Here is a 13394-nt window from a genome sequence, read left to right on the forward strand (position 1 = left end):
CTTTGCGTTATCTGGAAGTCGTACCGGGACCGTATCCGGGCCCCATGATTATTCTTCAACAAGCCGCCAAGTCTACCACAGTCAGCCCCTCTCAGGGCCAACTGCGGGGCAGCCTCAGTCAAACACCACGGTTTTGTTTTCGTAGGTAATGACCCGATCTTCAATATGAGAACGAAGCCCCCGGGCCAACACGTTCTTTTCAACGTCCTTACCCAGGCGAACCATGTCTTCGATGGAATCGCTGTGGGTGATACGAATCACGTCCTGTTCGATGATCGGACCTTCATCCAGGTCCTGGGTCACGTAGTGACAGGTGGCACCAATCAGCTTTACTCCGCGGCTGTAGGCCTGATGATAAGGCCGCGCACCCGCAAAAGACGGCAGGAAGCTGTGGTGAATATTGATGACCTTGCCTGCATACTTGGCGCACAGTTCGGACGGCAGGATTTGCATGTAGCGGGCCAGCACGACAACGTCCGCCTCATACTGCTGGAACAGGCCGTCTACCTGAGCAAATGCTTCGTCCTTGTTTTCCTTGCTCACCGGAATGTGGTGGTAAGGAATATCGTGCCAATCCACCATACGACGCAGATCGTCGTGGTTGGAGATCACCGCCACGATCTCGGCGTTCAATTCCTTGCTGTGCCAGCGATGCAGGAGATCCGCCACACAGTGGGATTCCTTGCTGCACATCAGAATGACCTTCTTGGGCTGTGCCGAGTCGGCAATGTGCCAGTTCATGTTGAACTCTTTGGCAATCGGCTCGAACGCCGCACGGAACTGATCCAGGCCAAACGGAATGGAACTGGCCTTGATTTCGTGCCGCATAAAGAACCACCCTGACTGAAAATCCGAGTGGTGGCTTGCCTCAGTAATCCAGCCGTTGTAGGTGGACAAGAAATTACTCACCTTGGCGACAATTCCGACCCGATCGGGGCAGGAAATCACAAGACGATACGTATGCTCCATGAAAGCCTTTCCTTAACAAAATTCCGGGAAAGCAGATGCGTCGTGGACGCGCTGGCGAATATGTCGCCAGGTTAACGGTACGCACCTATTAAAATGACCGGCTATCATAGCCTATCTGAGCGGCAGAAACGAGGAACACAAACATGGACGGCCTTCCCCACTGGCATTTCAGCAAAACAGCATCCAGAAGGTGCTCAGGAGGCCTGAGCGCGACACTGCTCACCGCCATCCTGAGCCTCACGAGTCTGCATGCAGGAGCCCAGGCAATCCTCGAAGGCGAGCGCTTTCATCCGGTGACTGCACAGCATGGCATGGTCGCCACGAGTCACACGCTGGCCACGAAGGTGGCACTGGATGTCCTGGAAAACGGCGGCAATGCCATTGATGCTGCCGTAACAGCCGGCTTCGCTCTCGCCGTCACCCAGCCCAGATCCGGCAACATTGGTGGTGGCGGCTTCATGTTGATTGCTCCCGGCGATGGTGGCGAACCGGAGGCCATCGACTACCGGGAAATGGCACCGGCAGGTGCGTCCGAGGCCATGTTCCAGGATGAGGACGGCAATGTCGTCAAGAATCGAAGCCGGTTCACGCACCTTGCGGCTGGCGTTCCGGGAACGGTCGCCGGGCTTGCCCTCGCCCTGGAACGCCATGGCACCATTTCACTGCGACAGGCCCTTGCCCCGGCGATACGACTCGCAAAGGACGGTTTTACCGTGCCCCAGAGATTCACAGCCGGGCTGGAACAGGCCCGGGAGAGACTGACCCGCTGGCCGGCAACACGAGCCACCTTCTATAAGGAAGATGGATCTGCCTGGCAGCCGGGCGAGCTATTCCGGCAGCCAGACCTGGCCCAAACCCTTCAGCGCATCGCAGATAATGGGGTCAAGGGCTTCTACGAAGGTGAAACCGCCCGCCTGATTGCCGAGGAAATGGAGCGCCATGATGGCCTGATTACGCTTGAAGACCTCAAAAACTACACACCCAGAGTTCGTAAACCCGTGCACGGCAATTACCGGGGCTACGATATCTATTCCATGTCTCCGCCCTCCTCCGGCGGCACCCACATCGTTCAGATTCTGAACATCCTCGAGGGTTACCCCATCCAGGAATCCGGCCACAATTCCGCGAAGACCATTCATCTCATGGCCGAAGCCATGAAACTTGCCTATGCGGATCGCGCCGAATACCTGGGCGACACGGATTATGTGGATGTACCGCTTGAGGGCCTCACGAGCAAAGCCTACGCCAAACAGCTCAGGGCCGACATTGATCCCGCGAACGCCAGGCCCGCCAGCGACATCCGCGCTGGCCAGCCAGCGCCCTACGAAAGCAATGAAACCACCCATTTCTCGGTGGTCGATCAGTGGGGCAATGCCGTTTCCAACACCTACACCATCAATTTCAGCTACGGCTCCGGCATTACCGTCGAGGGCGCCGGTTTCCTGCTCAATAACGAAATGGACGATTTCAGCGCAAAGCCCGGCGTTCCCAACGCATACGGTCTGATTGGGGGTGAAGCCAATAAGGTCGAACCGGGCAAACGCATGCTCAGTTCGATGTCCCCCACGATCGTTCGCAAGGACGGTCGCAATGTACTTGTGACCGGCAGCCCGGGAGGCTCCAGAATTATCACCACCACGCTGCAGGTGATCATGAACGTGATCGACCACGGCATGAACATTCAAACGGCGGTGAGCGCCCCACGGGTACACCACCAATGGCTGCCGGACGAAATCCGGATTGAGCAAGGTGTCAGCCCTGACACGATTCGTCTCCTCGAAGACCTCGGACACACCGTGGTCACCAACTCGGCGATGGGCGCAATTCAGAGTATTATGGTGGGAGAAGACGGCACACTCTACGGTGGCGCGGATCCCAGGCGAAGCACATCGTCCGCCATGGGGTTCTGACAGTCACCGAGCAAGAGAAAGGAGTTGAGTATGTATTTGTCTGTGCAACTGAGCTGCTACCCGCTCAAGGATGACTACAAACAACCGATCTGGGACCTGATTGCCCGGCTGGAGCAGACTGGCCTGGAGGTTTACCCGGGGCGAATGAGCACCGAAATCTTCGGCGAATACGATGAGGTCATGAACGTGCTCTCCGACACCATGAAGTGGTCTTTCGAGACCTATGGAAAATCCGTCTTCGTGGCCAAGATCATGGAGGGGGACCGGAGACCAAAATGACCGAGCCGAACGGACCTCAAGACCAGAAACCGTCCAACACGCCTCAGCCGGCGATACCCAACCAGTTTTCCTTTCTCTGGCTGAGCGCCGCCATCTTTTTGATGGTGCTGTGGCTGCAGGACGCCGACAAACCACGACTTCACGAGCTGCCCTATTCTGACTTCAAGACGGCGGTCGTCAATGATGAGGTCGCGGAGGTTACACTCAAGGAGGAGAACATTTCCGGCCTGTTTACGGACAGCGGCGCTGCACGATTCAGTGCAGACTCAGCGTCATCCTCTCAAAGCAGTCCGGGATTCCACACCATTCGTCCCCCCATGGAAGACCCGGAACTCCTCGCGTTACTGGAAGACCATCAGGTCACCATCACGGCAGCGCCCTCCGGCTTACCCTGGTGGCAGGAAATGTTGAGAGGGTTCTTGCCCTGGATTCTTCTGCTTGCGCTCATGTTCTGGTTCTGGGGTGCGGCCCAGAAGCGAATGGGCCAAGGCAGTGGGCCATTTGATTTCGGCAAATCCAAAGCCCGCCGGGCCAGAAAGGAAACCTCCACGACCACCCTCGATGACGTAGCAGGCATTGAGTCCGCAAAGCGGGAAATCACCGAGATTATCGACTTCCTGAAAACGCCCGAACGGTTTCGAGAGCTGGGCGCGGTCATGCCAAAAGGTGTTCTTCTGGTGGGCCCTCCAGGCACGGGTAAGACCCTGCTGGCACGAGCCATTGCGGGCGAAGCGGAAGTGCCTTTTTTCAGTATCAGCGCCTCCGAATTCATTGAAATGTTCGTTGGCGTGGGCGCCTCACGGGTTCGTGACATGTTCCAGACCGCCCGCAAGGAAGCACCGGCACTGATATTCATCGACGAGTTGGACGCAGTGGGACGGTCCCGGGGAGCCGGCCTCGGCGGCGGCCATGATGAGCGGGAACAGACCCTGAACCAGATCCTCACGGAAATGGACGGCTTTGAAGCCCATGAAAACATTCTGGTGCTGGCGGCGACCAACCGCCCGGACGTGCTGGATAGCGCGCTGCTCCGCCCCGGCCGGTTCGATCGAAAGATCACGCTGGATCGCCCTCACAAGGACGCGCGGGAGGCCATTCTCAAGGTCCATGTTCGCAAAGTTCCTCTGGCCAACGATGTCGACCTGGGCGTGATCGCCGCCCGAACAATTGGTTTCTCCGGCGCGGATCTAAAGAATCTTGTAAACGAAGCGGCGCTCACTGCCGTCCGGGAAGACCTGGATGAGGTCAACACCCACTGCTTTGACCTGGCCAGGGACAGAATTATCCTTGGCGAAGAACGAGACGCCCATATGACGCCGGAAGAGCGGGAGGCGGTCGCTTACCATGAGTGCGGACACGCACTCATGGCCTATCACATGCCCAAAGCGGATCCGCTGACCAAAGTGACCATTATTCCCCACGGTATGGCCATGGGCGTCACCGAACAAACACCGCGGGAAGACCACTACACCTACACCGAGAGCTACCTCAAAGACCGCATCAAGGTGATGCTGGGCGGCCGTTCAGCGGAAAAGCTGATCTATGGCGAGGTCAGCACCGGTGCCCAGAATGACCTGAAAGAAGCCACATCATTGATACGGAAGATGATCGGCCAGTGGGGCATGAGCGAAAAAATCGGCCCCCTGGGCCTGAGCATCGGTGAAGAGAACGTGTTCCTCGGCCGCGAAATGGGACTGCCAAGGGAGTTCAGTGAAAAGATGGCGGAGCTGATCGATGCCGAAATTCAGTCACAGCTCCTCGCTCTGGAAAAAGCCACCCTGGACTTCCTGAGTGAACATCGGAATCAATTGGAAGTCCTGGCCAAAGAGGTTTTGAAGCAGGAAACCCTATCGGCCGAACAAATCGAGGAAATCCTGCGCAAGGAGCAGACCCGGAAAATTGCCTGATCAGAAGTGAACCATCACATCATGACTGAACAAGGCTACGCAGAAGCCGATGACCGCACCTAAAGGCGGCCCCCAGTGCCGGTCCAGACGGGATTGGGGGGCTATATCCTGAAAGATCAGGTACAAAATGCCCCCGGATGCAATCAGCATGATCGCGCCGAGAATCACAGGCTGCCCTGATAACAGGAAGTAGCCTGACAACCCCGCCAATGGGCCAGCCCCTACCAGAACGGTCATAAAAGCCAGGGTCTTGCGGGAGGTATAGCCCAGATCACACAACTCCCGGTAGGCATTGAACCCCTCTGGCAGATTCTGGAGCGCGATAAGGATAGCCAGCAACCAGGCCGTGCTCGGACTGACAATGGCCAGACCACCAAGCGCCGTGGCTTCAGGTATGAAATCCAGCATGACGCCCATTAACTGGGGGGATTCCCGGCGTTTGAGTCCCAACACACGCTCAATAATAAAGAACAGCAGACCACCAAAGATGATGGCGGGAATGGCCCATAGAGAATCCCCCATACTGTCCTTACCCTGGGGAACCAGAACGACGGCGACGGCACCCAATAAAATCCCGCCACCCAGAGCGATCAGGAAATGACGAAACTCCTGCTCCAGCCATCCAGGGCTTAGCCGCTCCAGACTGGCCAGCAAGCCACCCAGAGGAATAAAGGCGCCTGCCATCACGGTCAGAAGGGTGATATAAACAATGTCCAACAGCATATTCTGGCTCACGGGGTGACGGTCACCGGGAGGTTAAGGCCTTCGACAAGCTCTTCCATACCCGGCGCCCTGAACAGCGAGCATTCGCGACTCATAACCAGTTGCGTCGCTCGCTCCTCATGCAGTATCCGGGCGATACTCGAAAGGTCAAACCCGGCAAGCTGACGCAGACGAGTACCCGAGCCCAATACATCGAGGTCTCGCTTTATACTCTCAACCCGTTCATTTGTCAGCTCCGTATCCGACGGCAATATCAGAGTTACCGGTAAGTGACGATGCCGGGAGGCATCCACAGCCGCGCTGATAGCGCGCTGATTGGCCGGTTCGTGATCATTGAGAAACACAACGACGCGATCACGATCAGACTGGGGCCGTTTGCACCACAACAACACCCGGGAAGGCGATTTCCGTATCAGGGTCCGGGCGGTGGATCCAAGCCTTGCCCCATACCCGGAGGACCAGCCGGTGCGACCGAGCACCAGCACATCCTCTGGCCCGGCAAGGGGCAAAACAACATCAACCACTTCGCCCCGGACAATGTTCAAGGTGTGATGGCCGCCCTGCCCTGACATCGCCTGCGCAAGTGCCTTTCGGGCATGCTCAGCCATGCGCTGCATACGCTCTTCCACCAGGTCCGTGCTGAAGGGCCGGCTAACCCCAGATGCCGCACCCACTTCCCGGGCAAATCCGTACCCAGCACTCCGCAAAAGGTTAGCCTCTTCAACGAACACCCCCAACACATCGGCGCCCGTGCGGCGAGCAATATCCGTTGCGGCCTCCAGGGCGGCATAACTCATTTGCGACCCATCCAAAAGGACGAGAACCCGCCCTCGGGGAGCATCACTCACCTTGCTTGCCTCCACTGCCATTTCCATCAGACGTTTCGTCCTGACGACTTATTTTTGCGAACGCAGCCAGTCGATCAGCAACCTTTCTGTTGAAGGTGCCCTCAGGAAATTCGCCATGACCATCTGCCTCTCCGATCTCCATTCCGGTCAGCAGTTCGATCGCTTCCGAGACGTCTGAGATCGGATAGATCTGGAAATCACCCGCGGCGAGGGCTGAGCGAACCGTTTCTTTCAGCATCAGGTGCTCGACGTTGCTAGCTGGCAAAAGCACGCCGTGCGCCCCAACACTCCCCTTTTTCTGGCAAACATCAAAAAATCCCTCGATTTTCTCGTTCACACCGCCTACCGCCTGAACCTCGCCGTGCTGGTTCATCGACCCAGTAACCGCAAAGTTCTGTTTGAGCGGAACCCTGGCAATGGCTGAAAGCAATACACAGGTTTCGGCGATGGAAGCGGAGTCGCCCTCCACACCACCGTATGACTGCTCGAAGGCGAGACTAGCTGAGAGGGATAGCTCGCCGTCGCCGGCATAACGCCCCGCCAGAAACCGGGACAGAATCATCACGGCCTTGCTGTGGATGGGCCCTCCCAGTTTCGCTTCCCGCTCGATATCGACAACCTGCCCCTTACCCGGTCGGGCGGTCGCGGTGATTCGAGTGGGTTGGCCAAACATGGTGGCGCCAATGGTTAATACCGAGAGCCCGTTAATCTGAGCCACCTCCGCCCCCTCGGTTGCGATCATCACAATGCCACGCTGAATTTGCTCGCGGCTGCGTTCACGAATACGGCTTGCCCGATACTCCCGCTCATCAATGGCCTGTTGTATGTGACCGGCGCTAATCACGTCCTCCCCTGACTGCAGGGCCCAATGGTCGGCTTCGCTGAGCAGGTCCCGCAATACCCGGTCCTGGGCGGTCAGTTTACGCTGATCCGCCGCAAGCCGACTGGCATGTTCAATCAGGCGCCCCACAGCCAGCCTGTCCAGCGGGCGCGCCTTAAGTTTACGGGCCATGGTGGCAATCATCCGGGCGTAGAGACTGTAACACTCGTCGTCTCTGGTGAGATCATCCTCGAAATCGGCCTCCACCTTGAACAGGTCCTGAAAGTCCTGATCATAATGGGATAGCAGGTAATACAGCATCCGGTCTCCAAGCAGAACGACCTTGACCGACACCGGTATTGCTTCGGGTTGCAAACTGACGGTGCTGACCAAACCGTATAGTCGCTCCAGGGACTCAATCCGGATTTCACCGGAGAACAGAATCCGCTTCAGACTTTCCCATGCCATGGGCTGGGTCAGTACTCGCCGGGCATCGATCACCAGATAACCGCCATTGGCCCGATGGAAAGCGCCGCCCCTGATCAGCGTGAAATCAGTGTAAAGCGTACCCTGCCTGGCATGATGCTCGATCTGGCCAACCAGATGCTGGTGATTAGGGAGGTCCTCGTATATGACCGGGGCTCCGCTGGTCTTGCTGTTATCCACCAGCAGGTTCACCTTGTAACGACCGAGTAAGCCCGCGGGGGGACCGTTCTCTCCGTCCTGGAACGCCTCGGCATGATCGGCCACATCTTCGCGAACCGCATCGAGATGCTCCACAACAGCCGGGAGATCACGCCACTTTTCGCGCAACTCCCCGATGGGTCCGCCAAGTGTGAGTTGCACCATTTCCTCGTTCAACGCTTTTACACGCTCGCGAACTTCCTTTTTCAACCGGGGAATTTGCTGGATGGCCTGCTGGAGTTTCTTTTGCAGGTCCTCAACCTTGCTCTCGATCAGTGCCTTCTCGTCATCCGAGAAGTTCTTGTATTCCTCGGGCTCAATCACCTCTCCGTCCCGCATGGGCGCAAAGGTAAATCCTGCGGGGGTGGTGATCATGGCAATGTTGTTCTGATTAGCTTCCTGCTGGATATCAAACAGTCCCTGGTGCTGGCGCTTGGACATTTCCTCCTGAAGCTCCTGAAGCCGGGACTGGTACTCCTCGCTTTCGAACGCTGCAGGAATCGCTGTTCGTAATTCATCGGCCAGATCATTCATGTCCGACTTGAAAGCCTGTCCCTGGCCGGATGGCAGTTGGATCGCTCTGGGGTGATCGGACATTCTGAAATTGAACACGTAGCACCAGTCCGGAGGTGCCTGCTGATCCGCAGCATGTTTGGCCAGGAACCGTTGAACCAACTCATGCTTACCCGCACCGGAAGGCCCAAGCACAAACAGGTTGAAGCCCTGAGCCTGCATGCTCGCTCCGAATTCCAGCGCACGAAGGACCCGTTCCTGTCCGCACGGGAGCTCAAGATCTTCAAGCGATTCGGTTGTTTCAAAATCCAGCTTCTCAACCGGGCAGTGGTGGTAAACCTGATCTTCCGTCAGCGCGGCGGGAACAGCCATTCCTATCCTCCTGATGAACGCAATGCAGGAACTCAATGACCACAAGAATAGACCACCGCCGTTACCTTTGAGGCGCCTGAAATCAAGAAACCGGGCCAAAGGCCCGGTTTCTCGTAGATTCTTGATGCAATGGCCGAAAAGCGTCAGGCGTGGCCTTCTTCCGCTTCCAGTTTGTCCTGGGTTCTGAGCTCGAAATCGCTGGCATCGTGTCGCTCATGCAGTTGCTCAGTCGGGTCGCCCCAGGTACGGTTGACCATCCGGCCACGCTTCACGGCAGGACGCTTCGCGATGTCCTCCGCCCAGCGGTTCACATTGGTATAGGTGTGAGCTTCAAGGAACTCCGCGGCCTCATAGACCACGTTTTTAACCAGTGCACCGTACCAGGGCCAGATCGCCATATCGGCAATCGTGTACTCGTCGCCAGCAATGTACCGGTTGTTGGCTAACTGACGGTCAAGCACATCCAGCTGCCTCTTCACTTCCATAGTGTAACGATCAATCGGGTACTGGAATTTCTCGGGCGCATAGGCGTAAAAATGCCCGAAACCGCCTCCCAGAATCGGGGCACTGGCCATCTGCCAGAACAACCAGTTCATGGTTTCAGTGCGGCCATGGACATCGGAAGGCAGAAAAGCACCAAACTTCTCCGCCAGGTACAGCATGATCGAGCCGGACTCGAAAACCCGGATGGCCGGATCCTCGCTTCGATCCAACAAGGCGGGAATCTTGGAGTTGGGGTTCACGCCAACGAACCCACTGCCGAACTGATCTCCTTCCATGATTCGGATGGGATAAGCATCGTATTCGGCACCCTCGATTCCCTTCTCGATCAACTCTTCCAGCATGACAGTCACCTTCACACCGTTCGGAGTCGCCAGTGAGTATAGCTGCAGCAGGTGCTTGCCGACCGGTAGATCTTTGTCGTGCGTCGGGCCTGCGATCGGGCGGTTGATGTTGGCAAACTGACCGCCATTGCCCTGCTCCCAGGTCCAGACTTTCGGTGGCGTGTAGGTAGGGTCGCTCATGCTGATGTCTCCGTGCCTTTGAATGAATTCTTCACTCTACCAAGAGGAAGCTAATGATCTTAACTTGGTAAAAACCCGCATAGAACCAACAAACCGTCATATCCTGATCACAAGCTGCTGGTCATCAAAGCGCACTTTAGGCAATGAGGCACTGGCGTCGCCCGGGCTGCGGTATCCCAGTGCTACGATTGCCGTGCTTTCCAGGCCCCGCTGAGACAGGCCCAGAACCTCATCGTAGGCGCCGTGATCAAATCCGGTCATGGGGCAAGCATCTATCCGGAGTGCTGCTGCGGCAGTTAAAAGGGTACCCAATGCGATATAAGCCTGCTGATGAGCCCATTCACGCTTTTCCTGTCCCGACTTCGCTGACAGCGCCTGCTTCATGTGGTCCGCGTACCCGGCGAGCGTATCGAACGCTACACCCCGAACCTGTATATGCCGATCAACATATCGGTCAACCGTGTGATCCCCCACTGACGAATGCGCCGCCAGCACGACAAGATGGGAACAATCCAACACCTTCTGCTGCCCAAAGGAATACGGTAGCAGGTCGCGACGTACCGCCTCGGACTCAATAACAATCATCTTGTACGGCTGCAATCCGTATGAGGATGCGCTTTTCCGGGTCGCCGAAATCAGTGCCTCCACCGAATCATTGGTGAGTTTTTCGGCGGAAAATTCCCGTACGGCATAACGCCAGTCCAAAGCTTCGTGTATATCCATGCGTGATCTCCTTTGTCGTGGAGACACTACTCTAGGAGAGCCCTGTCCCTCATTAAATGGATAAAACAGAACTACATTTATTCCTGACAGGAAATAGTAACCATATTGCGGAGCGGCTATGGAACATCACTCATAACCAGTATGGCCGTTCGCCAAGATGCTGGTTGAGGTGTTCAACAAACAGCCTGACCTTGGTTGGGGGCTTCCGGCCAGGTGGAAATATCGCGAATATGGTGTAGGGCCTTGGAGGGTATTGTTCGAGCAAACGCACAAGTGCGCCACTCTCTATGTCCTGCTGAACCAGAAACCCGGGCACATACCCGACTCCCAGCCCCTTCAACAGACTTTGCCGAATCGCCAGACTACTGTCGGTACGGTAGTTCCCACTGACCATCACCTCTTCATCTCCGAGTTCCCAGACTCTCGGACGATCATGCAGGGAAAACGTCAGACAGTTGTGCTCATTGAGGTCCGAAGGCTCTCGGATTGGCGAACGATTCCGCAGGTAATCTGGCGACGCACAGACCACATTTCTGGTTTGCCGCAGCGGCTTGGCCATCAAGGTTGAATCCGGAAGCCGCGTTCGCACACGTATCGCCATATCAACGCCCTGCTCAACCAAATCCACCATACGATCATTGAGCTGAAGATCGATGTTGATGCTTGGATAACGCGCCAGGAATCCATCAATCGAATCTGTAATATGGGTCAGTCCGAACGACATGGGCACATTGATCCGGATCGTTCCCTTGGGTTCCGCCTGAAATCCTCGCGCTTCCAGTTCTGCGTCTTCCAGATCATCCAGCAGCGCCTGGGTCCGCTTCAGGAACGCCAGGCCGGCATCGGTAAGATTCATACGCCGGGTCGTGCGGTTTATCAGACGGGTTTCAAGATCGCGCTCAAGATAGGCAATGTGTTTGCTGACCGTCGCCGCCGTTATCTCAAGGTCATCCGCAGCACGTGTGAAACTGCCTAACTCCGCTACACGTCGGAATATCCTCATCGCAACCAGTTTGTCTGTGGCCACACTTCACTCCTCACTATTTCCAAAGTGGAATCAGTATTATTCGACTCCATCCCGTTATCAACCCAATAACATCGATCACAATGGCACCTCATGCATTGGAGGAGTACTTGGCGATGACGGTGGAAGCTCAACGAATTTACCCATCCCCCCATATGGTTCTGTGGGGCTTACTGTTGATCAACGGTTTTTTGATCGCGCTGATGCTGGCTCTTTCAAAATCGGCAACGTCACAGGGCATGCCAGCGATTACCTACGCCTTCTGGCAGACGCTCCTTGCCGGTTTCATTCTGCTGCTGCGTTCAGGGCCACCCCAGGTTCTGCTCAAAAGACGCCTGACGACCTATTTTCTCATTAGCGGCTTAGCAGGCATTGCCATACCCAATACAACTGCCTTCTACCTGGTGACTAAACTGGGGGCTGGCTTTACCGGGATCATGTACGCCCTTCCGCCGATTTTTACCTTTTTGATCGCTGCGTCCATGGGGCTGGAAAAACGCAGGTGGCAAAAACTCATCGGTTTATCGATCGCCGTGGTTGCGTGTGGATGGATCGTTTTGCAACGTCACGCTGACGTGGGTGAGTCCAACCCCGCCTGGTATATCCTTGGGATACTCATTCCCGTCGCGCTATCGATTGGAAACGTCTACCGCTCTGTGGCTTGGCCGGCTCAAACGGGCCCCACAGCGCTGGCGGCGGGTACCCTCCTGGCTTCCGCAGCCTCATTGGGAGTGTTTGCTCTGATAACAGGTACTCCACTGCTTCCCGACACAACCACGCCCGATGTTTTGGCCATCGTGGTTGTGCAGGGTGTGGTGACTGCTTTGGCCTATCTCTGTGCCTTTGAGATCCAGCGGCGATCCAACCCTGTTTTCTTCAGCCAGCTCGGCGCTGTCGCAGCGGTATTCGGTTTGCTGATCGGGGTGATCTGGTTTGGTGAGGAATACTCGATGATGATCTGGCTCGGGGTTGCGATGGTTATTGCAGGCCTGAGGGTCAGTAACCGCTCGGCTACCACGGCATGAACAAGTCACCATAGAACCCGCTGGTTTCGAGAACAATTGTCACCGGAGTATTTCCCGTATTCTCCCAGTACCAGCCGTGGGTTCCTTCAAATGGCGCGGTGAAAGAACCGCTGGCTTGGTGCTGGTTTTCTCCGGCCCAATAGCTGGTGAACGCACCCTTTGAATCCGGGCGCTCGCCATGCATATCAAAGGAGACAGCTCCACCCTCTGCCCGCCAGCTGAACACAAAGTTGTCGCCGGGTTTCATATAGGATTTGATCTCACGCCCCGTGCCAGGCTGCAGCGGCACTCTCATGGTGCCAGTGCGTGGCGCGGTGTTCGCCTTCATTACCGGATCAGATGATAGAAGAACTCCCGCCGGCCCATCAGCTGCGGCGGCGTCCTCGGCCTCATTCAGTTGATCCAGGCCGATCACCTCACCAAGGCCGGTCGGGTCTACGCCATACTCCGCAGGTAAGACGGCCACGACGAGAACAACCAATGAAACCAGCATCGCCCCCAGCGTTGCCTTGATCAGGGTGGATGCAGACGGCGTCGCCCCCTGGTTCAAATGAGAAATGTCAGACACTGTT

12 protein-coding genes are annotated in these 13394 nt (G+C 56.5%); 4 read left to right on the forward strand and 8 right to left on the reverse strand.

What is annotated here, in order from left to right; all coding sequences use genetic code 11:
* Window positions 1–114: 114 nt before the first annotated feature.
* Window positions 115–969 (reverse strand): formyltetrahydrofolate deformylase, encoded by an 855-nt coding sequence (gene purU, locus D777_RS05690; protein ID WP_036129441.1) that lies wholly within the window; start codon window positions 967–969, stop codon window positions 115–117.
* A gap of 143 nt (window positions 970–1112) precedes the next feature.
* On the opposite strand from purU, the gene ggt reads away from it, so the two are divergent.
* Genes ggt through ftsH form a run of 3 tightly spaced genes read left to right on the forward strand, consistent with a single transcriptional unit; the run spans window position 1113 to window position 5065 of the window.
* Window positions 1113–2879 carry a gamma-glutamyltransferase gene (ggt, locus tag D777_RS05695; RefSeq protein WP_036129442.1) on the forward strand — a complete coding sequence of 589 codons (1767 nt, stop codon included), beginning with the start codon at window positions 1113–1115 and terminating at the stop codon, window positions 2877–2879.
* 30 nt (window positions 2880–2909) lie between these two features.
* The gene (locus D777_RS05700; RefSeq protein WP_036129443.1) at window positions 2910–3158 is read left to right on the forward strand and encodes a YkoF family thiamine/hydroxymethylpyrimidine-binding protein; all 249 of its coding nucleotides are present in this window, start codon (window positions 2910–2912) and stop codon (window positions 3156–3158) included.
* A complete protein-coding gene (ftsH, locus tag D777_RS05705; RefSeq protein ID WP_036129444.1) occupies window positions 3155–5065 on the forward strand; it encodes an ATP-dependent zinc metalloprotease FtsH in 1911 nt (636 codons plus the stop codon). Before D777_RS05700 ends, ftsH begins: the two co-directional genes overlap by 4 nt.
* On the opposite strand, the gene D777_RS05710 is transcribed toward ftsH, so the two are convergent.
* From D777_RS05710 to D777_RS05735, 6 genes are all read right to left on the reverse strand, one after another.
* On the reverse strand, window positions 5066–5800 hold the full coding sequence (locus D777_RS05710) for a ZIP family metal transporter (RefSeq protein ID WP_227501677.1): 735 nt from the start codon (window positions 5798–5800) through the stop codon (window positions 5066–5068).
* Window positions 5797–6663, reverse strand: coding sequence for a universal stress protein (locus tag D777_RS05715; protein WP_227501678.1), 867 nt, complete (start codon window positions 6661–6663; stop codon window positions 5797–5799). Before D777_RS05715 ends, D777_RS05710 begins: the two co-directional genes overlap by 4 nt.
* Complete coding sequence (locus D777_RS05720; RefSeq protein WP_036129446.1) at window positions 6629–9025, reverse strand: AAA family ATPase; 2397 nt, start codon at window positions 9023–9025, stop codon at window positions 6629–6631. Before D777_RS05720 ends, D777_RS05715 begins: the two co-directional genes overlap by 35 nt.
* Before the next feature lie 143 nt (window positions 9026–9168).
* Complete coding sequence (yghU, locus tag D777_RS05725; protein WP_036129447.1) at window positions 9169–10050, reverse strand: glutathione-dependent disulfide-bond oxidoreductase; 882 nt, start codon at window positions 10048–10050, stop codon at window positions 9169–9171.
* A gap of 96 nt (window positions 10051–10146) precedes the next feature.
* Window positions 10147–10773, reverse strand: a complete 627-nt coding sequence (locus D777_RS05730; protein ID WP_036129448.1) for an NAD(P)H-dependent oxidoreductase — start codon at window positions 10771–10773, stop codon at window positions 10147–10149.
* Between the two features lie 130 nt (window positions 10774–10903).
* A complete protein-coding gene (locus tag D777_RS05735; protein ID WP_036129449.1) occupies window positions 10904–11800 on the reverse strand; it encodes a LysR family transcriptional regulator in 897 nt (298 codons plus the stop codon).
* A 113-nt stretch (window positions 11801–11913) separates the two neighbouring features.
* Between D777_RS05735 and D777_RS05740 the strand changes: the two genes are divergently transcribed.
* The gene (locus D777_RS05740; RefSeq protein ID WP_051668949.1) at window positions 11914–12822 is read left to right on the forward strand and encodes a DMT family transporter; all 909 of its coding nucleotides are present in this window, start codon (window positions 11914–11916) and stop codon (window positions 12820–12822) included.
* Here D777_RS05740 and D777_RS05745 read toward each other — a convergent pair.
* On the reverse strand, window positions 12809–13390 hold the full coding sequence (locus D777_RS05745; RefSeq protein ID WP_051668950.1) for a hypothetical protein: 582 nt from the start codon (window positions 13388–13390) through the stop codon (window positions 12809–12811). The two genes, D777_RS05740 and D777_RS05745, sit on opposite strands and share 14 nt — an antisense overlap.
* Window positions 13391–13394: the final 4 nt, after the last annotated feature.

Source organism: Marinobacter nitratireducens (assembly GCF_000708045.1).
In the GTDB taxonomy this organism is placed as follows: Bacteria; Pseudomonadota; Gammaproteobacteria; order Pseudomonadales; family Oleiphilaceae; genus Marinobacter; species Marinobacter nitratireducens.